Origin of the sequence: Actinomadura violacea, assembly GCF_017573465.1 — a bacterium.
Taxonomy (GTDB): Bacteria; Actinomycetota; Actinomycetes; order Streptosporangiales; family Streptosporangiaceae; genus Spirillospora; species Spirillospora violacea.
In genome coordinates, this window is sequence record NZ_JAGEPF010000054.1 from 20,001 (window position 1) to 44,657 (window position 24,657).

The 24,657-nt window shown below is 75.0% G+C and carries 27 protein-coding genes; 19 read left to right on the forward strand and 8 right to left on the reverse strand.

The annotated features are described in order from the left end of the window. Positions 1 to 17: 17 nt before the first annotated feature. Complete coding sequence (locus J4709_RS50875) at positions 18 to 680, reverse strand: LON peptidase substrate-binding domain-containing protein (protein ID WP_208252739.1); 663 nt, start codon at positions 678 to 680, stop codon at positions 18 to 20. A gap of 192 nt (positions 681 to 872) precedes the next feature. Here J4709_RS50875 and J4709_RS50880 point away from each other — a divergent pair, with 192 nt between their 5' ends. The 9 genes from J4709_RS50880 (at position 873) to J4709_RS50920 (ending at position 8,030) form a co-directional block, all read left to right on the forward strand. Beyond that, a complete protein-coding gene (locus J4709_RS50880; protein WP_208252740.1) occupies positions 873 to 1,700 on the forward strand; it encodes a PhzF family phenazine biosynthesis protein in 828 nt (275 codons plus the stop codon). A gap of 91 nt (positions 1,701 to 1,791) precedes the next feature. Further along, positions 1,792 to 3,099, forward strand: a complete 1,308-nt coding sequence (gene hisD, locus J4709_RS50885) for a histidinol dehydrogenase (protein ID WP_208252741.1) — start codon at positions 1,792 to 1,794, stop codon at positions 3,097 to 3,099. After that, positions 3,096 to 4,184 (forward strand): histidinol-phosphate transaminase, encoded by a 1,089-nt coding sequence (locus J4709_RS50890; RefSeq protein WP_208252742.1) that lies wholly within the window; start codon positions 3,096 to 3,098, stop codon positions 4,182 to 4,184. The genes hisD and J4709_RS50890 overlap by 4 nt, the downstream gene beginning before the upstream one ends. Next, a complete protein-coding gene (gene hisB / locus J4709_RS50895; RefSeq protein WP_208252743.1) occupies positions 4,181 to 4,774 on the forward strand; it encodes an imidazoleglycerol-phosphate dehydratase HisB in 594 nt (197 codons plus the stop codon). The genes J4709_RS50890 and hisB overlap by 4 nt, the downstream gene beginning before the upstream one ends. A 2-nt stretch (positions 4,775 to 4,776) precedes the next feature. After that, a complete protein-coding gene (locus J4709_RS50900) occupies positions 4,777 to 4,947 on the forward strand; it encodes a CG2302 family histidine operon protein (protein ID WP_208252744.1) in 171 nt (56 codons plus the stop codon). Beyond that, positions 4,944 to 5,582: an imidazole glycerol phosphate synthase subunit HisH gene (hisH, locus tag J4709_RS50905; RefSeq protein WP_208252745.1), complete on the forward strand. Its 639-nt coding sequence runs from the start codon at positions 4,944 to 4,946 to the stop codon at positions 5,580 to 5,582. Before J4709_RS50900 ends, hisH begins: the two co-directional genes overlap by 4 nt. A 22-nt stretch (positions 5,583 to 5,604) precedes the next feature. Continuing rightward, positions 5,605 to 6,324 carry a bifunctional 1-(5-phosphoribosyl)-5-((5-phosphoribosylamino)methylideneamino)imidazole-4-carboxamide isomerase/phosphoribosylanthranilate isomerase PriA gene (priA, locus tag J4709_RS50910; protein WP_208252746.1) on the forward strand — a complete coding sequence of 240 codons (720 nt, stop codon included), beginning with the start codon at positions 5,605 to 5,607 and terminating at the stop codon, positions 6,322 to 6,324. Next, positions 6,321 to 7,097 carry an imidazole glycerol phosphate synthase subunit HisF gene (gene hisF / locus J4709_RS50915; RefSeq protein WP_208252747.1) on the forward strand — a complete coding sequence of 259 codons (777 nt, stop codon included), beginning with the start codon at positions 6,321 to 6,323 and terminating at the stop codon, positions 7,095 to 7,097. Before priA ends, hisF begins: the two co-directional genes overlap by 4 nt. A 72-nt stretch (positions 7,098 to 7,169) precedes the next feature. Beyond that, positions 7,170 to 8,030 carry an ATP-grasp domain-containing protein gene (locus J4709_RS50920; protein WP_208252748.1) on the forward strand — a complete coding sequence of 287 codons (861 nt, stop codon included), beginning with the start codon at positions 7,170 to 7,172 and terminating at the stop codon, positions 8,028 to 8,030. A 4-nt stretch (positions 8,031 to 8,034) separates the two neighbouring features. Here J4709_RS50920 and J4709_RS50925 read toward each other — a convergent pair whose 3' ends face one another. Further along, positions 8,035 to 9,738, reverse strand: coding sequence for a CocE/NonD family hydrolase (locus J4709_RS50925; protein ID WP_208252749.1), 1,704 nt, complete (start codon positions 9,736 to 9,738; stop codon positions 8,035 to 8,037). Between the two features lie 161 nt (positions 9,739 to 9,899). Here J4709_RS50925 and J4709_RS50930 point away from each other — a divergent pair, with 161 nt between their 5' ends. Beyond that, entirely contained in the window at positions 9,900 to 10,508 is a 609-nt protein-coding gene (locus J4709_RS50930) for a hypothetical protein (RefSeq protein WP_208252750.1), read from the forward strand. A 16-nt stretch (positions 10,509 to 10,524) separates the two neighbouring features. Here J4709_RS50930 and J4709_RS50935 read toward each other — a convergent pair whose 3' ends face one another. Continuing rightward, positions 10,525 to 11,679: an acyl-CoA dehydrogenase family protein gene (locus J4709_RS50935; RefSeq protein WP_208252751.1), complete on the reverse strand. Its 1,155-nt coding sequence runs from the start codon at positions 11,677 to 11,679 to the stop codon at positions 10,525 to 10,527. Between the two features lie 132 nt (positions 11,680 to 11,811). On the opposite strand from J4709_RS50935, the gene J4709_RS50940 reads away from it, so the two are divergent. Genes J4709_RS50940 through J4709_RS50950 form a run of 3 tightly spaced genes read left to right on the forward strand, consistent with a single transcriptional unit; the run spans position 11,812 to position 13,870 of the window. Next, a complete protein-coding gene (locus tag J4709_RS50940; RefSeq protein WP_307802158.1) occupies positions 11,812 to 12,351 on the forward strand; it encodes a sigma-70 family RNA polymerase sigma factor in 540 nt (179 codons plus the stop codon). Further along, on the forward strand, positions 12,348 to 13,559 hold the full coding sequence (locus J4709_RS50945) for a hypothetical protein (RefSeq protein ID WP_208252752.1): 1,212 nt from the start codon (positions 12,348 to 12,350) through the stop codon (positions 13,557 to 13,559). Before J4709_RS50940 ends, J4709_RS50945 begins: the two co-directional genes overlap by 4 nt. After that, the gene (locus J4709_RS50950; RefSeq protein WP_208252753.1) at positions 13,556 to 13,870 is read left to right on the forward strand and encodes a hypothetical protein; all 315 of its coding nucleotides are present in this window, start codon (positions 13,556 to 13,558) and stop codon (positions 13,868 to 13,870) included. The genes J4709_RS50945 and J4709_RS50950 overlap by 4 nt, the downstream gene beginning before the upstream one ends. 115 nt (positions 13,871 to 13,985) lie before the next feature. On the opposite strand, the gene J4709_RS50955 is transcribed toward J4709_RS50950, so the two are convergent. After that, the gene (locus J4709_RS50955) at positions 13,986 to 15,161 is read right to left on the reverse strand and encodes a winged helix DNA-binding domain-containing protein (protein ID WP_208252754.1); all 1,176 of its coding nucleotides are present in this window, start codon (positions 15,159 to 15,161) and stop codon (positions 13,986 to 13,988) included. A gap of 78 nt (positions 15,162 to 15,239) precedes the next feature. Between J4709_RS50955 and J4709_RS50960 the strand changes: the two genes are divergently transcribed. Beyond that, on the forward strand, positions 15,240 to 15,812 hold the full coding sequence (locus tag J4709_RS50960) for a phosphorylase family protein (protein WP_208252755.1): 573 nt from the start codon (positions 15,240 to 15,242) through the stop codon (positions 15,810 to 15,812). Between the two features lie 11 nt (positions 15,813 to 15,823). On the opposite strand, the gene J4709_RS50965 is transcribed toward J4709_RS50960, so the two are convergent. From J4709_RS50965 to J4709_RS50980, 4 genes are all read right to left on the reverse strand, one after another. After that, the gene (locus tag J4709_RS50965) at positions 15,824 to 16,270 is read right to left on the reverse strand and encodes a hypothetical protein (RefSeq protein ID WP_208252756.1); all 447 of its coding nucleotides are present in this window, start codon (positions 16,268 to 16,270) and stop codon (positions 15,824 to 15,826) included. A gap of 75 nt (positions 16,271 to 16,345) precedes the next feature. Continuing rightward, complete coding sequence (locus J4709_RS50970) at positions 16,346 to 17,413, reverse strand: hypothetical protein (RefSeq protein WP_232385341.1); 1,068 nt, start codon at positions 17,411 to 17,413, stop codon at positions 16,346 to 16,348. 434 nt (positions 17,414 to 17,847) lie between these two features. Then, complete coding sequence (locus J4709_RS50975; protein ID WP_208252757.1) at positions 17,848 to 19,629, reverse strand: ABC transporter ATP-binding protein; 1,782 nt, start codon at positions 19,627 to 19,629, stop codon at positions 17,848 to 17,850. Next, positions 19,626 to 21,446 carry an ABC transporter ATP-binding protein gene (locus J4709_RS50980; RefSeq protein WP_307802159.1) on the reverse strand — a complete coding sequence of 607 codons (1,821 nt, stop codon included), beginning with the start codon at positions 21,444 to 21,446 and terminating at the stop codon, positions 19,626 to 19,628. The genes J4709_RS50975 and J4709_RS50980 overlap by 4 nt, the downstream gene beginning before the upstream one ends. Before the next feature lie 165 nt (positions 21,447 to 21,611). On the opposite strand from J4709_RS50980, the gene J4709_RS50985 reads away from it, so the two are divergent. The 5 genes from J4709_RS50985 to J4709_RS51005 all read left to right on the forward strand — a co-directional run bounded on the left by J4709_RS50985 (position 21,612) and on the right by J4709_RS51005 (position 24,608). Continuing rightward, complete coding sequence (locus J4709_RS50985) at positions 21,612 to 22,268, forward strand: TIGR03085 family metal-binding protein (protein WP_208252759.1); 657 nt, start codon at positions 21,612 to 21,614, stop codon at positions 22,266 to 22,268. A gap of 252 nt (positions 22,269 to 22,520) precedes the next feature. Then, on the forward strand, positions 22,521 to 22,727 hold the full coding sequence (locus J4709_RS50990) for a cold-shock protein (RefSeq protein ID WP_018657218.1): 207 nt from the start codon (positions 22,521 to 22,523) through the stop codon (positions 22,725 to 22,727). Positions 22,728 to 22,840: 113 nt separating this feature from the next. After that, entirely contained in the window at positions 22,841 to 23,233 is a 393-nt protein-coding gene (gene hisI / locus J4709_RS50995) for a phosphoribosyl-AMP cyclohydrolase (protein WP_208252760.1), read from the forward strand. After that, on the forward strand, positions 23,230 to 23,952 hold the full coding sequence (locus J4709_RS51000) for a Trp biosynthesis-associated membrane protein (protein ID WP_208252761.1): 723 nt from the start codon (positions 23,230 to 23,232) through the stop codon (positions 23,950 to 23,952). The genes hisI and J4709_RS51000 overlap by 4 nt, the downstream gene beginning before the upstream one ends. Further along, positions 23,949 to 24,608, forward strand: a complete 660-nt coding sequence (locus tag J4709_RS51005; protein WP_173100100.1) for a response regulator transcription factor — start codon at positions 23,949 to 23,951, stop codon at positions 24,606 to 24,608. The genes J4709_RS51000 and J4709_RS51005 overlap by 4 nt, the downstream gene beginning before the upstream one ends. Positions 24,609 to 24,657: the final 49 nt, after the last annotated feature.

Here is a 24,657-nt window from a genome sequence, read left to right on the forward strand (position 1 = left end):
TCCGTGCCGGAACCCGGTCAGTTCAGGGTGAACGAGCCGTCGAGGAACTGGCCGGCGGGGATCATCGGCAGCGCGTCCAGGATCCGGTTCTCCCGGACCAGCAGCTCGCGCTCGGCCGCCAGCCGCAGCGCCGCGTCCTCGCACTCCAGCAGCCGCTGCTTGTCGTGCCCGTCCAGCACGACCGACGCGGCGATCAGGTAGGAGAGGGCGACCGGGTCGTCCGGCAGCTCCGGGTCGTCGACGGGCCCGGCGCCGGCGGCCGTCAGCCGCTCCCGGTAGAGCCGGAACAGCCGCCGGACGCGGCGCGCGGCGGGTTCGGGGCCGGCGCCGGGCTCCTCCGGCAGGAACTCGACCTCGCCCCGCAGGTAGGGGCGGGACCGGTCAAGCTCCTTGACCCGGAAGCGGCGCGTGCCGGTGGTGACGATGTCGTAGCGGCCGTCCGGGTGGCGGTGCGCCTCGCGCAGCTCGGCCAGGCAGCCGACCCCGGCGAGGCGGCGCGCGGCGTCCTCGCCGACCTCGTGGCCGAGCTCGATGCCGACCACGCCGAAGCCGCGCGGCTCGGGCCGTTCGAGCAGGTCGCCGATGAGCCGCCGGTACCGCTCCTCGAACAGGTGCAGCGGGAGCACCAGGCCGGGGAACAGCACGGTGCCCAGCGGGAACAGGGGGAGCCGCTCCGTCATGTCGCCTCTTTCCCGCGCCGGCCCGGGGACGCCCTCCCGCGCCAGCCTACGCCCGTCTTGATGATCTTGGTAAGGGGTGATTTCTCACAGTGTGAAGCGAGTGTCACGCCGTCGTCCAGTCTGGGGGCCGCGGGCCACTTCCGTCCGATTGGCCGTGCCGTCCGCGGCGGCGCCGCGGGTAGCGTCGCGGGCATGAGGATGCTCGTCGTGGACGCCTTCACCGACCGCCCGTTCGCCGGCAACCCGGCCGGGGTCTGCCTGCTGGACGGCGGTACCGGCGCGGAGCCCGACCCGGCCTGGATGCAGCGGGTCGCCGCCGAGATGAAGCACTCGGAGACGGCGTTCGTCCGGCCGGTCGACGAGCCCGGCGCCGACTTCGAGCTGCGCTGGTTCACGCCGCTGGTCGAGGTGGCGCTGTGCGGGCACGCCACGATGGCCGCCGCGCACGCCCTGTACGACACCGGGACGGTCCCCGCCGGCCGCCCCATCCGGTTCCGCACGCTGAAGAGCGGCGTCCTCACCGTCACCCGGGACGGGGACGGCCTCGCGATGGACTTCCCCGCCTGCCCGCCCGAGCCCGCCGAGGCCCCCGAGGGGCTCGCCGAGGCGCTCGGCGCCGAGGTCCGCTGGACGGGCCGCAACGCGCAGAACGACCTGATCGCCGAGCTGGCGGACGAGGACGCGGTGCGCGGCCTCGCGCCCGACATGGCGGCGCTCGGCCGGGTCGACGCGCGCGGCGTGATCGTCACGGCCCGGCGCGCCGAGGGCGCCGGCGGCCCGCACGACTTCGTGTCGCGGTTCTTCGGCGCGCGGATCCTGCTCGGCGACGGCGAGGACCCGGTGACCGGGTCGGCGCACTGCGCGCTCGCCCCGTTCTGGGCGGAGCGGCTCGGCCGCTGCGAGCTGACCGGCTACCAGGCGTCCGAGCGCGGCGGGTACGTCCGGACGGCGCTGCGCGGCGACCGCGTGGTCCTGTCCGGTACGGCGGTGACCGTGCTGGACGGGACGCTGCGGGTGTGACCCGCGGCACGTCCCCTGACCCGGGCGACACGGGCGTCTCGGCACCTGAGACGGTGCGCGAGGGACCGGGGCCACTCCGTAGACTGGGCGCGTGATTTCCCGTATCGACCTGCGCGGCTCGCTTCCCGGCGACCTGCGCTCCGTGCTGCCCCGCGCCGACTTCGACGTCGAGGCCGCCCTGGACAAGGTGCGGCCGATCTGCGAGGACGTGCGCCATAGGGGCTCGCAGGCGGTACGGGAGCACACGAAGGCGTTCGACGGGGTCGAGCTGGAGAGCACGCGGGTCCCGGTCCGGGCCGTCCACCAGGCCCTCGCCGGGCTCGACGCCGCCGTCCGCGAGGCGCTGGAGGAGAGCATCCGCCGCGCCCGCGCCGTGCACCGCGACCAGCGCCGCACCGACACGACCACGCGGGTCGTGCCGGGCGGCACCGTCACCGAGCGGTGGATCCCGGTCGGCCGCGTCGGCCTGTACGTGCCGGGCGGCCGCGCCGTGTACCCGTCCAGCGTGGTCATGAACGTCGTGCCCGCGCAGGAGGCCGGCGTCGGCTCCCTCGCCGTCACCTCGCCCGCGCAGAAGGACTTCGGCGGCCTGCCGCACCCGACGATCCTGGCGGCGTGCGCGCTGCTCGGCGTCGAGGAGGTGTACGCCGTCGGCGGCGCGCAGGCGATCGCCATGTTCGCCTACGGCACCGACGAGTGCCCCCGCGCCGACCTGGTCACCGGGCCCGGCAACGTGTACGTCGCCGCCGCGAAGCGGCTGCTCAAGGGCGTGATCGGCATCGACGCCGAGGCCGGCCCGACCGAGATCGCGATCCTCGCCGACGACACCGCGAACGCCGTGGACGTCGCCGCCGACCTGATCAGCCAGGCCGAGCACGACACGCTCGCCGCCGCCGTCCTGGTCACCGACTCGGTGCGGCTCGCCGACGAGGTCGAGCGGGAGCTGAAGGCGCAGGTCGCGCGCACCAGGCACACCGAGCGGATCACCGAGGCGCTCGCCGGGCGGCAGTCCGGCATCGTGCTGGTCGACGGGATCGACGACGGCCTGAAGGTCGTCGACGCCTACGCCGCCGAGCACCTGGAGATCCACACCGCCGGCGCGCCCGCCGTCGCCGCCCGCGTCCGCAACGCCGGCGCGATCTTCGTCGGCCCGTACGCGCCGGTGTCGCTCGGCGACTACCTCGCCGGGTCCAACCACGTGCTGCCGACCGGCGGGTGCGCGTGCCACTCGTCCGGGCTGTCGGTGCAGTCGTTCCTGCGCGGCGTCCATGTCGTCGAGTACGACCGCGACGCCCTCGCCGAGGCCACCGGGCGCGTCGTCGCGCTCGCCGAGGCCGAGGACCTGCCCGCGCACGGGGCCGCCCTGAAGGCCCGCTTCGACTGGGAGATCCCTTCGTGACTTCGCTGAACGACCTGCCGCTGCGGGACGACCTGCGCGGCAGGGAGCCCTATGGCGCGCCGCAGCTGGACGTGCCGTACGCGCTGAACACCAACGAGAACCCCTACCCGCCGTCGGAGCGGCTGGTGAAGGCGCTCGGCGAGGCCGTCATGGACGTCGCCGGGTCGCTGAACCGCTACCCCGACCGCGACGCCGTCGCGCTCCGCGAGGGCCTCGCCGCGTTCCTGAACACCGACACGCCCGGCATCGGCCTCGCCGCCGATCGGGTGTGGGCGGCGAACGGCTCCAACGAGATCATCCAGCAGATCCTGCAGGCGTTCGGCGGGACGGGGCGCACCGCGCTCGGCTTCGAGCCGTCCTACTCGATGCACCCGATCATCACCGGGGTGTCCGGCACCGGCTGGATCAACGCGTTCCGCGACGAGGACTTCGGCCTGGAGCCGGCCCGCGCGATCGAAGCGGTCGAGGAGCACCGGCCCGACATCGTGTTCCTCACCTCGCCGAACAACCCGACCGGCACCGCGCTGCCGCTGACGGCGATCGAGGCGGTCCTCGACGCGGCGCCGGGCATGGTCGTGGTCGACGAGGCCTACGGCGAGTTCCGCCGCGCGGGCACGCCGTCGGCGCTGACGCTGCTCGACGGGCACCCGAGGCTGATCGTCACCCGGACGATGTCGAAGGCGTTCGCGATGGCGGGCACCCGGCTCGGCTATCTCGCCGCCGGCCCGGCCGTGATCGAGGCGCTGCTGCTGGTCCGGCTGCCCTACCACCTGTCGGCCGTCACCCAGGCGGTGGCGCGCACCGCCCTCGCGCACGGCGAGGAGCTCCTCGGCGGCGTCGAGGCGCTCCGCCGCGAGCGCGACGACCTGGTCGCGTGGCTGCGCGCCGAGGGGTACCGGGTGGCCGACTCCGACGCCAACTTCGTCCTGTTCGGGACGTTCCCGGACCGCCGGAAGGTCTGGGAGGCCCTGCTGGAGCGCGGCGTGCTGATCCGGGAGGTGGGCCCGCCCGAGTGGCTGCGGGTGAGCGTCGGCGCCCCCGGGGAGATGGCCGCCTTCCGCACTGCATTGAAGGAGAGCGTGTGACGCGCAAGGGAAAGGTCGAGCGCGGGACCAAGGAGACCCAGGTCCTCGTCGAGATCGACCTGGACGGGACCGGCCAGGTCGACGTGGCGACCGGCGTGGGGTTCTTCGACCACATGCTGGCCCAGCTCGGCAAGCACGGGTCGTTCGACCTGACCGTCAAGACGGCCGGCGACCTGCACATCGACAGCCACCACACGATCGAGGACACCGCGATCGCGCTCGGCCAGGCGTTCCGCGAGGCGCTCGGCGACAAGGCGGGCATCCGCCGCTTCGCCGACGCGTCCATCCCGCTGGACGAGGCGCTCGCGCAGGTCACCGTGGACGTGTCGGGCCGCCCCTACCTGGTGCACGTCGAGCCCGAGGGCATGGCGCCGATGATCGGCCCCGAGTACGACACCACGATGACCCGGCACGTCTTCGAGTCGTTCGTGTCGAACGCGCAGATCGCGCTGCACGTCCACGTTCCGTACGGGCGCAACGCGCACCACATCGTCGAGGCGCAGTTCAAGGCGCTGGCGCGCGCGCTGCGCGACGCCGTGGCGTTCGACCCGAAGGTGCACGGGATCCCGTCCACCAAGGGAGCGCTGTAGCCGTGGACATCGGTGGGTTGCACTTCACCTTCGGCAACGTCGCCATCTTCGCGGTCGCGGCGTTCCTGCTCGCCGGCGTCTACAGCTTCGTCAAGCAGGGCCTGAAGGTCGCGGCGCTGATCGTGCTGTGCCTGGCGGGGCTGGCGTTCGCCGGGGGAGTGATGTGGCTGTGAGCCCGAACGTGGTCGTGCTCGACTACGGGTCGGGCAACCTGCGCTCGGCCGAGCGCGCCGTCGCCCGCGCGGGCGCGGACGTGACCGTCACCGCCGACTGGGACGCCGCGCTCGCCGCCGACGGCCTGGTCGTCCCGGGCGTCGGCGCGTTCGCGGCCTGCATGAAGGGGCTGCGGGAGGTGCGCGGCGAGCAGATCATCGGCCGCCGCCTCGCGGGGGGCCTGCCGGTCCTCGGCATCTGCGTCGGCATGCAGATCCTGTTCTCCAAGGGCATCGAGCACGGCGTCACCACCGAGGGCTGCGACGAGTGGCCCGGCACGGTCGACGGGCTCGAAGCGCCGGTCGTCCCGCACATGGGCTGGAACACCGTGGACGTCCCGGACGGGTCCGTCCTGTTCCGGGGGCTCCAGGACGCGCGGTTCTACTTCGTCCACTCCTACGCGGCGCGCCGCTGGGAGCTGGCGCCCGACCCGACCGGCACGATCGAGCCGCCGCTGGTCACCTGGGCCGAGCACGGCGACCGGTTCGTCGCGGCGGTCGAGAACGGCCCGCTGTGCGCGACCCAGTTCCATCCGGAGAAATCCGGCGACGCGGGGGCGCTGCTCCTGCGCAACTGGCTGTCCACCCTCTCCTGACCTGTATCGATGGGGTTTCCGCATGACTCTGACGCTCCTTCCCGCCGTTGACGTCGCCGACGGCCGGGCGGTCCGCCTGGTGCAGGGCGAGGCCGGCACCGAGACCTCCTACGGCGCGCCCCTCGAGGCCGCGCTGGCCTGGCAGGACGCGGGTGCGGAGTGGATCCATCTGGTCGACCTGGACGCCGCGTTCGGGCGCGGGTCCAACCGGGAGCTGCTCGCCGAGGTGACCGGGCGGCTGGACGTGAAGGTGGAGCTGTCGGGCGGCATCCGCGACGACGCGTCGCTGGAGGCGGCGCTGTCGACCGGCTGCGCGCGGGTGAACATCGGCACCGCCGCGCTGGAGGATCCGGACTGGTGCCGCAAGATCATCGCTTCGCACGGCGACAAGATCGCGGTCGGCCTGGACGTGCGCGGCACCACGCTCGCCGCGCGCGGCTGGACGCGCGAGGGCGGCGACCTGTGGGAGGTCCTCGCCCGGCTGGAGGCCGACGGCTGCCCCCGCTACGTCGTCACCGACGTCACCAAGGACGGCACGCTCCGCGGCCCCAACACCGAGCTGCTGCGCGAGGTGTGCTCGCGCACCGACAAGCCCGTCGTGGCGTCCGGCGGCGTCTCCTCCCTCGACGACCTGCGCGAACTCGCCAAGCTCGTCGAGGTGGGCGTCGAGGGCGCGATCGTCGGCAAGGCGCTGTACGCGCAGGCGTTCACGCTGGAAGAAGCCCTGGAGGCGGTGAAGTGACCGTCGCCGTACGGGTCATCCCGTGCCTGGACGTGGACGCCGGGCGCGTGGTCAAGGGCGTCAACTTCCAGAACCTGCGGGACGCCGGCGACCCCGTCGAGCTGGCCCGCCGCTACGACGCCGAAGGCGCCGACGAGCTGACGTTCCTGGACATCACCGCGTCCAGCGGCGATCGCTCCACCACCTATGACGTGGTGCGCCGCACCGCCGAGCAGGTGTTCATCCCGCTGACGGTCGGCGGCGGCGTCCGCACCGTCGAGGACGTCGACCGGCTGCTGCGCGCGGGCGCCGACAAGGTGTCGATCAACACCGCGGCGATCGCGCGTCCGGAGTTCCTGCGCGAGGCCGCGCACCGCTTCGGGTCGCAGTGCGTCGTGCTGTCCGTCGACGCCCGCCGCGCCGTGCTTCCGAACGGGCAGGGCACCGAGTCCGGGTTCGAGGTCACCACGCATGGCGGCCGCAAGGGCACCGGCATCGACGCCGTCGAGTGGGCGCGGCGCGGCCAGGAGCTCGGCGTCGGCGAGATCCTGCTGAACTCGATGGACGCCGACGGCACCAAGGCCGGCTTCGACCTGGACATGCTGCGCCGCGTCCGCGCGGCCGTCACCGTGCCCGTCATCGCCAGCGGCGGCGCGGGCGCCGTCGGGCACTTCGCCCCGGCCGTGGCCGCAGGCGCCGACGCGGTGCTCGCCGCCAGCGTCTTCCACTTCGGCGAGATGACGATCTCCGAGGTGAAGGACGCGCTGCGCGCCGCGGGCGAGCCCGTCCGCTGACCCGGCGTCCGCCGATCCGCCCCCCGCCGATCCGCCTCCGCTGATCCACCCCCCGCCCCGAGAAGGACCCCCGTGACAGCCTCACCCCGCTGCGCCCTCGCCACCTGCTCCTGGCTGCCCGAGGGCAGCGACGACGCGCGCATGCTCGCCGCCGCCCTCGCCGGCCTCGGCGTCGCCGCCGACATCGCCGTCTGGGACGACCCGGCCGTCGACTGGTCCCGCTACGACCTCGTCGTCGTCCGCTCCCCCTGGGACTACACCGACCGGCGCGAGGCGTTCGTCGCCTGGGCGCAGGGCCTGCCGCGCGTCCTCAACGCGGCGGACGTGCTGCGCTGGAACAGCGACAAGCGCTACCTGCGCGACCTGGAGGCCGCGGGCCTGCCCGTCGTCCCGACCCGCTGGGACCCCGACGACATCCCCGCCGACTGGCCCGAGTACGTGCTGAAGCCGTCGGTCTCGTCCGGCTCCCGCGACACCGCCCGCTGGGGCCCCGGCGAGGAGGACGCCGCCCGCGCCCACCTGCGCGACCTCCGCGACGCCGGCCGCACCGTGATGCTCCAGCCGTACCTGGGGGCCGTCGACACCGCGGGCGAGGCCGCCCTGGTGTTCATCGGCGGCGAGTACAGCCACGCCGGCCGCAAGGCGCGCGTCCTCAACCCCGGCGCGGGCATCGAGGGCCTCACCGGCCTCGGCGAGACCCGCGGCAAGGTCACCGCCACCACCGCGACCGACGCCGAACTGGACCTCGCGCACCGCGTCCTCGCCGCCGTCCCGGGCGGCGGCGACCTCCTCTACGCCCGCGTCGACCTGGTCCCCGGCCCGGCCGGCGCGCCGGTGCTGATCGAGCTCGAACTCATCGAGCCCGCCCTCTACCTCGAACTCGCCCCCGGCAGCGAGGCCCGCTTCGCCAAGGTGGTCGCCGACCGGCTCTGACGCCCTAGGCGGGGTCCTCGCCGGGGGCCGGGGTGACGGCCTCGGGGGACGCGGCGGCGACCGGGAGGACGATCGCGGACGGGTGGTCCGGATCGTGGAAGACCTCCTGGTCGGCCGGGACCATGCGGCGGGCGGTGGCGAGCGGCTCGCCGGTGCCGGGGTTCGCGGCGACCTTCGGGTGCGCGCCGCTGGCCACGTGCACGCGGACGCGGTGGCCGCGCGCGAACCGGTGCCCCGTCGGCCACAGGTCGACCGCGATGCGGCGGACGCCGGACGTGCCGACCGGCTTCTCGGCGAACGCCGGGAGCCGCAGGCCGCCCTCGCAGACGTTGCGGGACGTCCCGTCCGGCGCGACGTCGCAGAGCCGGACGACGAAGTCGGTGTGCTCGCGGTCGGAGCGGACGAACAGGTCGGCGCCGACCGGGCCGATCACGTCGAGCGGCTCGGCGAGCGGCGGCGAGGTGAACACCAGCACGTCCGGGCGGCGCTCCAGCGGCCGGTTGTCGACGGGGCGGGAGCTGCCGAGCAGGGTCGGCCCGCCGAGCGCGGGCGTGGGACGGGCCGGGTCGAACCGGTAGGCGCTGGGGGAGGACGGGCGGGGGCCGCCGGTGCCGAGGCCGCCGCCGGGGTGCAGGTGCCAGCGCTCCTGCCGCATGCCGGGCGGCGGCCAGTCGTTGTAGTGCCGCCATTCGCGGGCGCCGGTGACGTACAGCCGGACGGGCTCGGCGCGCAGCCCGGACGGGTCGCCGCGCAGGTGCGCGCGGAACCAGGCGAGCGTCTCGCGGAACGACACGAGGCCGTGCCGGGCGTCGGTGTGCCACCAGGGGCCGATGGTGAGGTAGGGCCGGTGCCCGGCGGAGCGCAGCGCCAGGTAGTCCTTGAGCTCCCAGGGCAGGAACACGTCGTACCAGCCGCCGAGCAGCGTCGCGGGCGCCTCGACCTGCCCGACGGTGCCGCTGAAGTCGCGGCCGTCCCAGTAGCCCGCGTCCGTGCCGTGGTTGGTGAGCAGGTCCTGGTAGAAGCGCATCTGCTCGCCGCCGGTCGCCACGTCCAGCTCGCCGAGGGGCAGGCCGGAGCGGGCGGCGCGGACGGCGCGGCGGCGCGACAGCAGCGTCGCGGTGAGCAGCCCGAGCGGCTGCTGCTGCCGGTGGGTGAGGTCGGTCCAGGTGAGCGTGGACTCCAGCGCGAACGACCCGCCGACGTAGGCGGCGTCCCGGAACGACGACGCGGTGATCTGCAGCGACATCGCCTTCAGCTCCGGGCCGGCCTCGGCGGCGATCGCCCAGGCGGAGTAGCCGAGGTAGCTGGCGCCGTAGGTCGCGAACGTCCCGCCGAACCACGGCTGCTCCTTCAGCCACGCGACGGTGGCGAGGCCGTCGTCGCGTTCGCTGCCGAGCGGGTCGAACTCGCCTCCGGACCCGAAGGTCCCGCGCGCGCTCTGGACGACCAGCTGGAACCCGAACGGGACGAACGGCAGGCCGTTCGCCAGTGCGGCGGGACCGCGCCGCCCGTAGGGCGTGCGGACCAGGATGGTGGGCGGCCGCGGCACGCCCACCGGGACGTACCGGTCGGCGAGCAGCGTCACGCCGTCCGGCATGGTCACCGGCAGGTCCCGCTCGACCGTGTAGCGCGGCAGCGGCGCGCGGGGCAGCCCGCGCGGGCGGCGCACCCGGATCGGCGGGCCGGGCAGGCGGTCCCTGAGGGCCATGCCACCTCCAAGATTGCTACTACCTAGTAAGGTAACCGCTCGCGACCGGACGACACCTCCGCGCCCTCGCGAAGTCCCTGACGTGCGGGTCCATGGTCTGGGATCGTGGCGGCACGACACGGTGGCGTTTTCGGATCGGGGGGACCGGGATGTGGCCGCGAGTGAACGTTCCGGACGGGCCGGCGCCGCCCGTACCGTCCTGCGGCCCGCCGCCCGTCCGGCCCGCCGCGGGCTGGTACGCGGTGCCGGTCGCGCTGGTCGTGCTGGCCGCCGCGGGCCTGCTCACCGCGCTGGCGCTGACCCGCGACGACGCCGGCGCCGCCGCCGGGCCCGCCGTGACCGGCGACGCGGCGGCCGGGCTCCCGGTCCGGCTGGAGGAGGGCCGCACGTACTTCCTCTACGTGCGGCGGGACGGGTCGACGCCGTTCGGGTGCGCCGTCGTTCACGACGGCAGGCGCAGCCCCGTCCGGCTGACCCGCAAGGACTCCTGGAGCGCCGACGAGCGCCCGGGCCGCCGCTACACCGCCTCGCTGACGGCGCCGGTGTCCGGGGCGGCCGTGCTGACCTGCCGGGGCACCGACGGGCCGCTGCTGATGGCGCCGGACGGCACCGCCGACTTCTACGTCGGCCTGGCGTTCCTCGGGGCCCTCGCCGCCTGCGTGGCCGCCGCGGCCGGGTTCGTCCTCACCCTGACCCGGCGCAGCCGCGCCGACCAGCGGGCGCGGCTCGGCGCCGCGGGACGGGACCGCCGCCCCGCGGTGCCGAGCTGAGACCGTCAGGCGCGGGTCAGCAGGCGTAGCCGGCGTCGCGGGCGAGGTGGCGGCCGATCACCATCCGCTGGACCTGGTTGGCGCCCTCGAAGATCTGCATGACCTTCGCCTCCCGCATGTACCGTTCCACCGGGTGGTCGCGGGTGTAGCCCGCGCCGCCGAGCACCTGCACCGCGTCCGCCGTCACCTTCATCGCCGCGTCGGTCGCGGCGAGCTTGGCGATCGACGCCTGCCGCGCGAACGGCAGCCCCCGGTCCTTGCGGCGGGCGGCCTCCAGGTACCCGGCACGGGCCGTCTCCACGGCGGCGGCCATGTCGGCCAGCAGGAACGCGATCCCCTGGTTGGCGATCACCGGGCGGCCGAACTGGCCGCGCCGCGCCGCGTACCGGACGGCGTGGTCCAGCGCGCCCTGCGCGAGGCCGACGGCGCACGCGGCGATGCCGAGCCGCCCCGCCTCCAGCGCCGCCGCCGCGATCGGGTAGCCGCAGCCCTCGTCGGAGATCCGCCAGTCGACCGGCACCCACGCGCCGTCGAAGTGCAGCCGCGCCGTCGTGGACGCGGTGAGCGCCATCTTGCGCTCCGGCGCCCCGAACGCCAGGCCGTCCATGCGCCCCTCGATGAGGAAGCAGGTGAGGCCGCCCGGGCCGCCGGCGGTGCGGGCGAACAGCACGTAGAAGTCGGCCTCGCCGCCGTGCGTGATCCAGGTCTTGGTGCCGGTGATCCGGTAGCCGTCGCCGTCCGGGACGGCGAGGGTGCTGAGGTCCGCCGCGTCCGGCCCGGCGTGCTCCTCCGCCAGCGCGTACCCGCCGAGCAGGTCGCCCTCCAGCAGCTCCGGCAGCTGCTTGCGCTGCACGTCGGTGCCGCAGGCGTACAGCGGGAAGCACGACAGCGTGTGCACGCCGACCCCCACCGCGACCGACGCCCACACCGCCGCGATCTCCTCCAGCACCTGGAGGTACACCTCGTACGGCTGTCCGCCGCCGCCGAGGTCGGGCGGGTAGGGCAGGCCGAGCAGCCCGGCGCGGCCCAGCATCCGGAAGATCTCGCGCGGGAACAGGCCGGCCTCCTCCGCGGGCGCGGCGCGCGGCGCCAGCTCGCGGCGGGCCAGGTCGCGGGCGAGCGCGACGACGTCCGCCGCCTCGGGCGAGGGGAGCATGCGATCTGCGGGCATGCCCACATCATGGCTGATCAGAGCCCTGCGGGCGGGCAGAGCGGAAATGGTCTCCGCTTTGTTGGCATTGGTTCGGGGAACAAAAACGCCCGAGGGTGGTAAACCTTCCGGGCGCACGTTCGTCTCTGGTCCGTGACGCACCAGCAGACGACAGCCGCCATCGCGGTGCCGCTCCCGCGTCCCGGCGAGGGGTACGAGGAGCTGTTCACCGCCCACTTCTGGGGACTGGTCAGGCTCGCCTCCCTGCTCGGCGCCGACGACCCCGAGGACGTCGTGCAGGACGCCTTCGTCCGGCTGCACCGCAGGCGCCGCTTGCTGCGCGACCAGAACGCGGCGCTGGCCTACCTGCGGTCGAGCGTGTGCAACGCGGCCCGCAGCCGGCTGCGGCACCTGCGGATGGCGCGGCGCCGGCACGCCCAGCTCGCGCCGCCGCCGGACGCCGGGTCCGCCGAGCACGAGGTCGTCCGGGACGAGGCCGTCCGCGCCCTGCTCGCCGCGGTCGCGGACCTGCCGGGCCGGCAGCGGCAGGTGCTCGTGCTGCGCTACTGGCTCGACCTGAGCGAGCGCGAGACCGCCGAGACGCTGGGCATCGCCCCCGGCACGGTCAAGGCCCACACCGCCCGCGCCATCGCGGCGCTCGGCCGGCGGCTGAAGGACGAGGAGGAGCAGTGAACGGCATCGAGGACAGGCTCAGGGACGCGTTCGGCGCGCAGGCGGACACCGTCCGGCCGCATGCGGGCGCGCGCGCGGAGAACGCCCGTCGGGTCCGCCGGTCGACCGTCCGTCGGCGGGCGGCCGTGCCGGCGGGCGCCGTGGCCGCCGTCGCCGCGGTCGCCGCTGCGGCTGCGGTCCCGGGCGCTCTGCCGGGCGCGTCGCACCGGGACGGCCCGGACACCGCGGCGGGCGTCCGGTCACCGGGGAACCTGGTGGACCCGTCGACGATCGTCACCATCCCCGCGACCGTGGCGGGCGGCGCCGCGTTCACCCCGGACGCGCTCGGGCCGGACGGCAGGGTCGCCGGGCGCACCGCCGACGGCCGCGTCTACACCGCCGGGCCGAAGGGCGGCCGGGCCGAGCCGCTCGGCGTCCGCGCGGAGGGCGGCGTCGCGGCCGGGAACGGCTTCGTCACCTGGATCGCGCCGGGCTCCTGGAAGCTCAGCTGCCGCACCACCGGGGGACGCACCGGCGTCATCGGCCCGCAGGGCGCCACGCCCGCCGACCCCGTCCTCACCGGCGGCGGCGCGGTCGTCGGCGACGACCCGATGAACCAGCCGTTCGTCGCCACCGGCTGCGGCGACACGGGCCGCACCGTCGACGGTCACGGTAAGGGCGTGCTGGGGCGGGCCCTGGCGCTCGCGTATCCGACGCTGTTCGTCGCGGACACCTCCAACGACGACGTCGTCCGCGAGATCGACGTGCGCACCGACGCGATCGTCCGGGAGCACCCGCTCCCGCCCGGGATCCGGCCGCTGAAGCTCACCGGCGCGCCCGACAAGGACGGCGCGCGGCGGTCCGTCCCCGGCACCGGCTCCGACCAGAAATGGCGCGCGGCGGCCAACGAGGACTACTTCGCCACGCTGGTGGACGGGCAACTGCGGATCGTCGCCAGGCACGGCTGGAAGAACGTCGCGGCCGGCCTCGGCCTCGGGAAGCCGCCCGCCGCGAAATCGGACCGCGGCGCGCTGCTCACCGCCGGCGACCACCTGATCGCCTACACGACCGGCGGCGTCTCCGGAGTGATCGACACCCGCCGGCTGGGCGACGGCCGCACGCCTCCCGGGGCGATCAGCGCGGTGGTCCTGAAGGGCCCGGCGCTGGCGGCGGGCGGCTGGCTGCTGTGGCGCGACGGCGCCGCCTACCGGCTCGGACACGTCCGATGACCACACCCCCGAGGGAGGCCGCGGCGTCGCGGGAGAGCGCGGCGAGCGGGCCCTACGCCACCGAGGCCGACGCGTTCGCCGAGGTCCGCGACATCTACGCCGGGCACGCCAAGCGCGGCGTCATGCGGGCCCGCAACCTCGACCTGCTCCTGCGCGCCTGCGCCGAGCACGGGGTCGAGCTGGGCGACTACGACCGCGCGGTGCTGCGCCGGGTCGCCGCGGGCCCGCCCGAGACGGCCCAGGTCATCGCGAGCCTCATCGCCCGCGCCGCCCTCCCCGCGGCCCGGCCCCGAGAACGCGACGGCGCCTGACCGGCGCTTTCCGCTTCGCTGCAGGCGCCGGGCTGTGTCCCGGTGGGGGGCGACCCCCCACGGCCCCCCGGCAAGAGCGGCCTGACCGGCGCCTTCGCTTCGCTGCAGGCGCCGCTCAGGCGGTGAGCTCGCGCTCCAGCGGGGTGCGGAACCTCGGAATCGCGCGGACGTCGCCGTACCAGGCGGCGATCCGCTCGGCCTCCCGCGCGACGGCCGCCGCGGCGTCGGCGCCGGCGTCCTCCAGCAGCCGGAACGCGACCTCGCCGTCCTTGCGCTGGCCCCAGCCGCCGACGATCCGCCCGTCCCACCAGACGGTCGGGCCGACGTTGCCGCTGCGGTCGAACAGCAGCGGGCCGTGGTCGCCGAGGAACCAGCCGCGGTCCTGCCAGCCCATCGGGGTGGGGTCGAGCGCGGGCAGCAGCGCCGCCGACGGCTCCGCCGGGGGAGCGGGCTCCAGGTCGTCGGCGAGGACGAGCCCGGTCGCGCCGCCGAGGTCGACCTCCGCGGTGTCCACGAGGGCGAGGGCCTTGCCGACCTCCCCGGCCGTCCAGCCCGTCCACCACTTGAGGTCGGCGGCGGGCGCCGGGCCGAACGCGCGCAGCCACCGCCGCACCACCTCGGCGCGCGCCTCGTCCGCCGGCACCCGCTCGATGCCACCGGGCAGCCACGTCTCGATCGGCGCCCACCGGTACTGGCTGCTGGTCCAGCCGCCGTTCGGGCGGCCCCGCACGATCAGCCCCTCGCAGCCGAGCGTCACCAGCACCCACGTCGTCACGCCCGTCGGCCGCGAGTACGCCTTGCCCGGCGCGGGATCGACCTGGGTGCGCAGCGCCGGCACGGCCGCGCCCAGCTGCGCGCCGGTCGCCTCACCGCGTTCCAGCAGCGCCCGGTGCGTCGCGTCCTCCACCTCCCGGAACCAGGCCGGGACGTCGGTGAGGTCGCTGCCGCGCTCGATCAGCGTCCCGTACCGGCGGCGCTGCTTGGCGGCGAGGGCGCTCGCCGTGGACGCCTGCAGCGCGGGGACGAGGCCGACGGGCGCGACGAACATCGTCCGGCGCATCGCCAGCATCCGCAGCAGCGTCCGCTCCTCGTAGAGGGCGCGTTCCACGTCGGCCGGCCCCGCCGCGACGCTGCGGGCCGCCACGGACAGGTACACCGTGGCCGGGTCGGTGGCGTGCAGCACCACCAGCGACCTGGCGATCTCCGCGACGTCGTCGGTGCGGGCCTCCGCGGCCAGCCGGTGCCGCCGCACGAGCCGGGCTCGCCGTTCCGCTGTGCTGATCGAACGCATGAACGAATCATAGGGGCGCGCGCCGCCCCGCGCACCGTGGAACTGGATCTGCGGGCCGCCGCGTGCTGCACTGGGCGGATGACCGGTGACGAGGCGCCCGGCCTGGTCGTGTGCGCGGCGCTGCGGCTGGAGGCACGCGCCGTCCGGCGCGGGCTAGCCCGGGCGCCCGCCGCGGCCGTCGGCTACCGCGCCCGGCGCGCCGCCCGGCTGCCCCGCGGCCGCGCCGTCGCCGTCGTCGGGTTCGGCGGCGCGCTCGACGACCGGCTCGCCCCTGGCGACGTCGTCGTCGCCGAGGAGATCCGCGGCGGCGGCAAGCCCGTCCCGTGCCCCGGCGCACCGGCCCTCGCCGCCGACCTCGCCGCCGACGGCCTGCGCGTCCACGTCGGGCCGCTGGTGACCGCCGACCGGATCGTCCGCGAAGCGGAACGCCGGGTGTGGGCGGCCGACGGCTCCCGCGCCGTCGACATGGAGTCGGCGCACGTCGCGGCCGCCCTCCCGGACGGCGTCCCGGTCGCCGCCCTGCGCGTCATCGTGGACGGCCCCGGCCACCCGCTGCTGCGGCCCGGCACCATCGCCCGCGGCCTCGCCGCCCGGCGCGTCCTCGCCCGCACCGGCCCCGCCCTGGAACGCTGGGCCGCCGCGCTCGCCTGACCGCCGCCCGGTCAGGAGTGGCCCATCCCGTGCATGTCGCCCGACAGGATGTGCCCACCCAGGTCCTTGCGCAGCGACTGCAGCGTCGCCTGGGTGCTCACCGCCACCCACCGCGTCCCCACCAGGTACGTCCCGCCCCACGGCTTCGCCTCGTTCAGCCACGCGTTCATGTCCTGGTCGCTGTCGAAGCTGACCAGCACATAATGGCCCCGCGAGTTCTGGCAGTTGCCCTGCTGCAGCTGATCCGCCTTGCGCCGGCCCGCCAGGCTGCAGCCCGTCCGCGCGGCCAGCTCGTCGAGGCTCGCCGGCGCCGCGGCCCGGTCGGCGTCGCCGGACGCGCCGGCCTTCTTCGCGCTGCAGCCGGCCGCCAGGGGCAGCGCCAGCACGGCGGCGGCCGCCAGCGCCAGGCCGGCGCGCGAGGCCCTCGCTGCGCGTCCGAGGTGATGCGTGGAGCCCATGGCCCGTCCTCCCGGGGTGAGATGCGCGATACGACGGGCGGTACGCGCGCCGGCCCGGAAGGGTTCAGCCGCGGCTCAGGCGGCGAAGCGCGCGGCCGCCGCCGCCCGCACCCCCGGATCCTCCGCGTCGTCGTGATGCAGCCGCTGCAGCCGGATCCGCGTCTCGTGCATCAGCGGCGCGAACCGGGCGGCCTCCGTCCGGACGCCCTCCTCGCAGTCCCACAGCCCCTCGATCGTGTACGACTCGGCGGTATGGGGCGCGGTACGGGTCAAAGCGGTCACAATGCGGGGGCGCAGGAAAGCGTAAGGAGACTCGGTCCAAGCGGTCTTCAACAACGGCACGGCCTCACCGGCACGGAGCCTCCCGAGCCCCTCCACCGGACTCGCGGCGCCCCGCCACTCCTGCGCGTCCAGCGCCTCCCGCAACTCCTCCATCAGCAGCGGGACGTCCTGCCGCGTCCCGTACCTCGCGAGCATGCTGATCCCCATGAACGCGCACCCGCCGCGCTCCGCCGCCCACGCCCGCGCCCACGGCAGCGCCTCCGGCCCGTACTCCCGCAGCGCCCGGCACACCGCCCCGCCGAACCGGCTCGGCCGCTGCGGCAGCACCTCCGCCGCCAGATCCAGCAGCGCCAGCGTCCGCCGCCGCCCCAACTCGAAGATCGCCGCGATCGCGCCGTCGTCCCGGCGCCTCGCCAGCTCCAGCAACTCCGCCTCCGACCGCTCCGCGCCGCCCGGCACCGCACCCACCGGACGCCGCGCCCGCCCAGCCTCCCGCCGCCGCGCCAGCGCCTCCGCTATCCGCGGCTGCCGCACCGCCCAGCTCTCCAGCACCGGATTGGGACCACCCGCCACCAGCAACCCCAGATCACCGTCATCGCACCGCGCCGCCACCAGCTCGTCCAGCCCCTCCGCCAACCGCGGATCGCCCAGCTCCACCAGCTCGTCCAACGCGTCGAACCAGTGCGCGCCCTCCTCGGCGTACCGGCGCAGCGGCACCGCCGCCTCCCGCCGGCTCAACCGCACCAGATGCCCCAGCACCTCCAGCGCCAGCCGCACCCGCCACTCGTCGCCGTCCGCATGGTCCGACGGGTCCGCGAGATGCTCCGCGACCGGCCACACCGGCAACTCCAGATCCACCATCAACCGCGCGTAGTACAGGCCTCTCGCCTCACACTGCCGGTCCCACCGCGGATCCCTGCGGATGCAGTCATAGACGTACTCGCCCGCACCGGGCCTGTCCGCCGCGCGCCGCGCAGCCCTACCGAGCCCCCGCTGCAGCTGACCCCGCAGCGTGCCCGCCGATTCCAACACGACCTCATTGCTCACCCCAGCAGAATGCGCACCAGACCAGATACCGGGCAAGTGCTTTAGCTGTGTTTTCCCAGGGGGGCGGTGTCTCCCCAGGGGGGCGACCCCCTGGAACCCCCGTCGCGGCGGACGAGGCGTTTCACGCTCCGCTAGAGCTAAACGCCTCGTCCGTCGTCGGGCAGGCCCGCTGCGCTCGCAGGGCTCGCTCCGCGTGCCTGCCCGTGGTGGGTGGCTGAGGTTCAAACCACCGGGGGCGGGTTGGGGGGTCAGATGGTTCGTTGGGCTATCCAGGAGGCGTGGAGGTCGGCGTAGACGCCTGGTCGGGCCACCAGGTCGGCGTGGGGGCCGCGTTGGACGATGCGGCCCGCGTCGAAGACGATCACCTCGTCGGCGGCCTCGGCGGTGGACAGGCGGTGGGCGATCGAGATCGCGGTGCGGCCGCGGGTGACGCCGTCCAGGGCGCGCTGGATGCGGACCTCGGTAGCCGGGTCGACGGCGGAGGTGGCCTCGTCCAGGACGAGCAGGTCCGGGTCGGCGATGTAGGCGCGGGCCAGCGCGACGAGCTGCCGCTCGCCGGCCGAGAGGGACTCGCCGCGCTGGCCGACGGGGGTGTCCAGGCCCTGGGGGAGGCCGGCGAGCCAGTCGGCGAGGCCCAGTTCCGTCAGGGCGAGGACGAGGTCCTCGTCGGTGGCGTCCGGGCGGCCGTAGCGGACGTTGTCGGCCAGGGACGCGTCGAACAGGAAGCCGTCCTGCGGCACCATGACGATCCGCTCGCGCAGCGAGGAGAACCGGACGCGGTCCAGCGGCACGCCGTCGATGAGGACGCGCCCCGACACCGGGTCCATGAGGCGGGTGAGGAGCTTGGCGAAGGTGGTCTTGCCCGACCCGGTCTGCCCGACGATCGCGACGCGGCTGCGGGGCGCGATCTCGGCGTTGACGCCGTGCAGGACGGGCGGGCCGCCCGGGTAGGCGAACCCGACGGACTCGAACCGCACCTCGATCGGGCCGCGCGGCAGGGTCTCGCCGGCGTCGCCGGGGTCGGCGACGTCCGGGACGGTGTCGAGGACGCCCAGCACGCGGCGCCAGCCGGCGATCGCGTTCTGCGCGTCGTTGAGGACCTCCGTCGCGGTCTGCATGGGGCTGACGAACAGGGTGACCAGGAAGAGGAACGCGATCAGCTCGCCGGCGGTGAGGTGGCCGCCGATGCCGAGCAGCGTCCCGACGACGACGACGGCGCCGGTGGCGATGGCCGCGACCAGCTCGCTCACGGGGAACGTCAGCGCGACCATGGCCTGGGCGCGGGTCTGGGTGCTGCGGAACGCGTCGACGGTGTCGTCGACGCGGCGGCCGGTGCGCTCCTCGGAGGCGTGCGCGCGGATGACGGCGGCGCCCACCACCGACTCGCTCACCGCGGCGAGCAGGTCGCCCATGCGCTCGCGGACCTGCATGTAGCGGGCGGACACGATCCGCTGGAAGCGGCGCAGCGCGAACGCCAGCGGCAGGAACGCCGCCCACACCAGCACCGCGAGCTGCCACGAGTAGACGAGCATCAGCACGCTCGCGACGAGCAGCTGCCCGATCGACACGATGAACATCAGGCCGCCGGACTGCATGAAGTTGCTGATCTGGTCGACGTCCGTCGTCACCCGCGACACCAGGGAGCCGCGCCGCTCGCCGCTCTGCGTCAGCATCGACAGGTCGTGGACGTGCCGGAACGCCTTGACGCGCAGTCCCGCGAGGCCGCCCTCGGACGTCTTGTAGAGCCGGACGTTCATCGCGTACGCGCACAGGGCCGTCAGGAGCACGGCGACCGCGCACAGCAGCACCGCGGTGCGGATGAAGCCGATGTCGGGGCCGCCGGCGCGGTCGAGGCCCTTGTCCATGGTCTGCTGGACGGCGATGGGCACCACCACCCGGCCCGCCGTGGACAGCAGCGCGAGCGCGAGCGTGCCCGCGAGGCCGGCGCGGAACTCGGGGCTGAGCCGCAGGCCGCGCCGCAGCGTGCTGAGGCCGCCTTCGGTGGCGGCCGTCTCGTCGATCACCGTCATGCCAGGGCCTCCTCGCCGCCGTCGAGCGCTTCCTGTTCCGCTTCCGCCCGCTCGTAGGCGTTGACGAGGTTGCGGTAGCCCTCCGAGGTCTCCAGCAGCTCGGTGTGGGTGCCGCGTGCGGTGACCTTGCCGCGGTCGAGGTAGACGACCTCGTCGGCCAGCGCGATGGTGGCCTTGCGGTAGGCGACGACCACGACGGTCGCGCCGCCGCCGTCGTCGCGCAGGGACTGGGCCTCGCGCAGGCTCTGCAGGATGCGCGCCTCCACCTGCGGGTCGACGCTGGACGTCGCGTCGTCCAGGATGAGCAGCCGCGGGCGCCGCACCAGCGCGCGCGCCAGCGCGAGCCGCTGCCGCTGCCCGCCCGACAGGGACGCGCCGCGCTCGCCGACGCGGGTGTCGAGGCCGTCGGCGAGGGCCGCGACGAACCCGTCGGCCTGCGCGAGCCGCAGCGCCTCCCAGACGCGCTCATCGGGGACGTCGAGGCCGAGTGTCACGTTCCCGCGGACGGTGTCGTCGAACAGGAACGTCTGCTGCGGGACGAGCGCGGCGGTCTCCGCGACACCGCCGCGGCGGACGTCCCGCAGGTCCAGGCCGTCCAGCAGCACGGACCCGTCGGCGGGGTCGACGAGGCGGACCAGCAGCGAGGTGAGCGTGGACTTGCCGGACCCGGTCGGCCCGACCACCGCGAGGGTCCGGCCGGGGGAGGCGGTGAACGACACGTCGTGCAGGACCTCGCGGTCGCCGTCGGCGCCCTCGTAGGAGAACCGGACGTCGCGGACCTCCAGCGCGGCGGCCTTGTCCTCGCCGAGCGCCGCGTCGCCGAACGGCAGCGACCCGGTCGCGTCGAGCACGCCGCGGACCCGCTCCCAGCCGACGACGCTGCGCGGCACCTCCGCGAGCACCCAGCCGAGCGCCCGGATCGGCCAGGACAGCAGTGTGAACAGGTAGGCGACGTGGACCAGGTCGCCGGCGGTCATCGCGCCGGACTCCAGCCGCACCGACCCGATCAGCAGGACGGCGAGCACGCCGAGGTTCGGCAGCGCCTCCAGCACCGGGTCGAACAGGCCGCGGATCCGGCCGACGGCGATGTTGGCGTCGCGCAGCTCGTGCGCGCGCTCCCGGAACCGCTCGGTCTCGGCCGCCTCGCGGCCGAGGGTCTTGACGACCAGGCCGCCCTCGAAGCTCTCGTGCGCGACCTCGCTGACCTCGGCGCGCAGCTGCTGCGCGCGGGTCGCGACGGGCGCGAGCCGGCGCTGGTACACCACGTTGATCAGCGCGATCGCGGGGAAGATCAGGAAGCCGACGGCGGCGACCGCGACGTCGGTGAGCAGGATCGACACCGCCGCGATCAGCAGCATGAACACCACGCCGACCGCCATCGGCAGCGGCGCGATCGGCGCCCACACCGCCTCCACGTCGGCGTTGGCGTTGGACAGCAGCTGCCCGGTCGGGTGCCGGTGGTGCCAGGCCAGCGGCAGCCGCAGGTACTGGCGGGTCACCGACCGCCGGTAGGCGGCCTGCATCCGGTACTGCATCAGGCCCGCGTAGAAGCGGCGGCCCGCGACGCCGAGCGCCTTGAGCAGCGCGACGCCGACGATCGCCGCGGCCGCGCCGGACAGCGCCCCGGCGGTGGTGTGCCCGTCCCGGAAGGCGGGCAGGACGACGGTCTGCGTCGCCCACCCGAGCACCTGGGCGGTGGCGACGGTCATCGCCGCGTAGACCGCGCTGGCGATCACCGACACGGTGAACACGCGCGGTTCGGCGCGGACGGCGACCGACAGCACCCGCAGCCCCTCGCGCAGGACATGGGGGGACACGCGTCTGGACGCAGGCGGCACGGCTTACTCCTCGATCACGGCACGGCGACCCGCGGTGGTGCCCCCTGCGTACGGGGTTGTGGGGGTTCTGCGGGCCTGAATAGTCCCTACCATCCGGATACGACGCTTATTCCCGAGCGGCGTCCGGCGGCCTACGATCATGCGATGAGCACGCCCGAGGACGGCCCCGTCCGGCACGAGCGGAGCCTGCTGGCCGGCGCCCTGGCCGCGGCGGGCCCCGGCGCGCCGACCCGGTGCGGCGGCTGGGACGCCCGCGACCTGGCCGCGCACCTGGTCGTCCGGGAGGGGCGCCCGGACGCCGCGCCCGGAATACTGCTGCGCCCGCTGGGCTTCTACACCGAGCGGGTGCGGCGGCGCACCGCGCGGGCCGTCCCGTTCGAGCGGCTGGTGGAACGGTTTCGGCAGGGACCGCCGAAGTTCTCGCCGTACGCGGTTCCGGGCGTGGACAAAATCGCCAACGGTGTCGAGTTCTTTGTTCACCATGAGGACATCCGCCGGGCCGCGCCCGACTGGGAGCCCAGGGACCTGTCCGGTGAACTCGAGGAACTTCTCTGGCGACGGATAAAAATTGCCCGCTTTGTCCTAAGGAAAGTTCACGTCGAGGTAACGCTGGTGCGGCCCGACGGGCGCAGCGCCCGGGTCTCCGGCGGGGGCCGCGGCGGCCCCGGGCCCGTGCGGGTGCACGGACCGGTGGGCGAACTGGTCCTGTGGGCGCTCGGCCGTACGGACGTCGCGAAGGTCCGCCTCACCGGGCCCACGGACTCTGTCAAGACCCTGACCGAGACCGGTTGGAGTCTTTAACGGGCAGGTAACGGCAGGGTTCGCCGAGAGGAGAAACGCGGGCCTTCCCGCTCCTGCGTTTTACGCGGAACCGGTGATACGGTGGGGCCGTCGGTTGCAGTCGTGGTTCTCGATCGTTTGTCCAGACGCCCGCGGACTGATGGCAGCGGGCGTTTTGGCTTTTCCGGGACCGTACCGGGGGCGAGAGCGTTCCGCAGCGACCGCGCCGGGCCCGCGAGGTGTGGGCCCGTGTTTTGCCGCAAGGAGAAAGACATGCCCCAGCAGGGCACCGTGAAGTGGTTCAACGCCGAGAAGGGCTTCGGCTTCATCGCCGTGGACGGCGGCGGGCCGGACGTCTTCGTGCACTACTCGGCGATCCAGTCCTCCGGGTACCGCACGCTGGACGAGAACCAGCGCGTCCAGTTCGAGGTGACGCAGGGTAACCGGGGTCCGCAGGCCGACCAGGTCGTCCCCCTGTAAGACCCGCAGTCGTACGTCTGGGCCCGTCTCCCCCTGCCCGGGGAAGGCGGGCCCTTTCGTCGCCGCGGCCCCCGCGCGGGGGCCGTCGCGGGTACCCGGGACCACCCGGCACAATGGACGGCATGTCCGTTCCCACGTCCGACCTGGACCCCAAGATCGCTGAGCGGCTGAAGCGCGACGCGAACGGCCTCGTGCCCGCGATCGCCCAGCAGTACGACACCGGCGAGGTGCTCATGCTCGGCTGGATGGACGACGAGGCCCTGCACCGCACCCTCACCACCGGCCGCTGCACCTACTGGTCGCGCAGCCGCCGCGAGTACTGGGTGAAGGGCGAGACCTCCGGCCACCAGCAGTGGGTGAAGTCCGTCGCGCTCGACTGCGACGCCGACGCGATCCTCGTCAAGGTGGACCAGGTCGGCGCGGCCTGCCACACCGGCGACCGCACCTGCTGGGACGCCGACGTCCTCGACGCCGTGGTCGGGGAACGCCCTGACGCGCGCTCATGACCCCCGGGCGTGAGCGCGGGCTGACCGCGCTGCTGTGCGCCGCCGGCGCGGGCCTCGCCCTGCTCGCCGGCAGCCGCCCCTGGGCCACCGTCAAGGCCGAGGACGCGATCACGCCGTTCTCCCAGCACCTGACCGGCCACGACCTCGGCGGCACCGCGACCGCGCTGGCCTGGGCCGGCCTCGCCGGCCTCGCCGCGCTGTTCGCCACCCGCGGCCGCATCCGGTCCCTGGTCGGGATCCTCATCGCCCTGTTCGGCGCCGGCGCCGTCTACGCCTCCGCCGCGGCCGTCCAGCGCGCCCACGTGCTGTCGGTGGCCGGGGACAAGAGCGCCCTGCTGAAGATCGGCGCGCATCCCGCGCTGGCCGTGAACCTGTGGTGGATGGCCTCGGTGACCGGCGGTGTCCTCCTGGTCGCGGGCGGTCTGATCGCCGCCGTCCGCAGCGCCCGCTGGCCCGGCATGTCCGCCCGCTACGAGCGGTCCGGCGCGCCCGCGTCCCGTCCCGCCGTGCGGAAGGCCCCGGCGGGCGGCGCGGCGGGGGAGGACCCGTCCGCGCTATGGAAGTCGCTCGATCGCGGCGAGGACCCGACCGCCCAGGACCCGGCCGCCCAGGACCCGGCCGCCCAGGACCCGGCGGCCCAGGACCCGGCCGCTCAGGAGCCGAAGGCCCAGGAACCGATGGCTAGGGACGCGGCCGGGCAGCGGAACGGCCGGCCGTGACCGCCGACGGCCTCGTCCTGGTCGCCGAGCACGACCCCGACGTCGCCGAGCTCGAGCGCCGCTACCTGGCCCGCGAGGGCTACGACGTGCGGATCGAGGCCGACCCCTCGCGCGCCCCGGCCGCCGCCGAGCGCACCCGCCCCGACGTCGTCGTCCTCGACCTGTCCACCAGCGCGCTGCCCGCCGACCTGTACCGCCGCGTCGCCGAGGCGGCCCGCCCCGCGCCCGTCGTCGCCGTCGCCGGCCCCCTCGACCCCGCGATCGCCCGCGGCCTCGGCGAGCACCGCGTGGACCGCCCCTTCGGGCCCCGCGTGCTGGTCGCCGCCGTCGCCGAGGCGCTGCGCCGCCGCGGCCCCCTCCCGGCGCCCGGCCCGCTGCGCGCCGGACCCGTCGCCCTCGACCCGCACCGCCGCACCGCCGCGGTCGGCGACGCCCGCGTCGCGCTCACCGTCACCGAGTTCGACCTCCTCGAGTTCCTGATGGCCAATCCCGGCCGCGTCTTCACCCGCGAGCAGCTCCTCGACGCCGCCTGGGGCCCCGGCGCCGGCGCGGGCAGCCGCACCGTCGACGTCCACGTCGCGCAGCTGCGCGCGAAACTCGGCCAGGACAACCCCATCCGCACCGTCCGCGGCGTCGGATACGTCCTCGACGCGTAGCGGACTTCTTGCGGGGGGGCGGACTTCTTGCGGGGGCGGACTTTCGGCG

What these genes read in the sequence shown, in the direction of transcription:
- J4709_RS50875 (WP_208252739.1), bottom strand. Translation starts at nt 680, where the DNA reads ATGACGGAGCGGCTCCCCCTGTTCCCGCTGGGCACCGTGCTGTTCCCC.
- J4709_RS50880 (WP_208252740.1), top strand. Translation starts at nt 873, where the DNA reads ATGAGGATGCTCGTCGTGGACGCCTTCACCGACCGCCCGTTCGCCGGC.
- priA (WP_208252746.1), top strand. Translation starts at nt 5,605, where the DNA reads ATGACTCTGACGCTCCTTCCCGCCGTTGACGTCGCCGACGGCCGGGCG.
- J4709_RS50925 (WP_208252749.1), bottom strand. Translation starts at nt 9,738, where the DNA reads ATGGCCCTCAGGGACCGCCTGCCCGGCCCGCCGATCCGGGTGCGCCGC.
- J4709_RS50935 (WP_208252751.1), bottom strand. Translation starts at nt 11,679, where the DNA reads ATGCCCGCAGATCGCATGCTCCCCTCGCCCGAGGCGGCGGACGTCGTC.
- J4709_RS50950 (WP_208252753.1), top strand. Translation starts at nt 13,556, where the DNA reads ATGACCACACCCCCGAGGGAGGCCGCGGCGTCGCGGGAGAGCGCGGCG.
- J4709_RS50955 (WP_208252754.1), bottom strand. Translation starts at nt 15,161, where the DNA reads ATGCGTTCGATCAGCACAGCGGAACGGCGAGCCCGGCTCGTGCGGCGG.
- J4709_RS50960 (WP_208252755.1), top strand. Translation starts at nt 15,240, where the DNA reads ATGACCGGTGACGAGGCGCCCGGCCTGGTCGTGTGCGCGGCGCTGCGG.
- J4709_RS50965 (WP_208252756.1), bottom strand. Translation starts at nt 16,270, where the DNA reads ATGGGCTCCACGCATCACCTCGGACGCGCAGCGAGGGCCTCGCGCGCC.
- J4709_RS50970 (WP_232385341.1), bottom strand. Translation starts at nt 17,413, where the DNA reads ATGGTGGATCTGGAGTTGCCGGTGTGGCCGGTCGCGGAGCATCTCGCG.
- J4709_RS50975 (WP_208252757.1), bottom strand. Translation starts at nt 19,629, where the DNA reads ATGACGGTGATCGACGAGACGGCCGCCACCGAAGGCGGCCTCAGCACG.
- J4709_RS50985 (WP_208252759.1), top strand. Translation starts at nt 21,612, where the DNA reads ATGAGCACGCCCGAGGACGGCCCCGTCCGGCACGAGCGGAGCCTGCTG.
- J4709_RS50990 (WP_018657218.1), top strand. Translation starts at nt 22,521, where the DNA reads ATGCCCCAGCAGGGCACCGTGAAGTGGTTCAACGCCGAGAAGGGCTTC.
- hisI (WP_208252760.1), top strand. Translation starts at nt 22,841, where the DNA reads ATGGACGGCATGTCCGTTCCCACGTCCGACCTGGACCCCAAGATCGCT.
- J4709_RS51000 (WP_208252761.1), top strand. Translation starts at nt 23,230, where the DNA reads ATGACCCCCGGGCGTGAGCGCGGGCTGACCGCGCTGCTGTGCGCCGCC.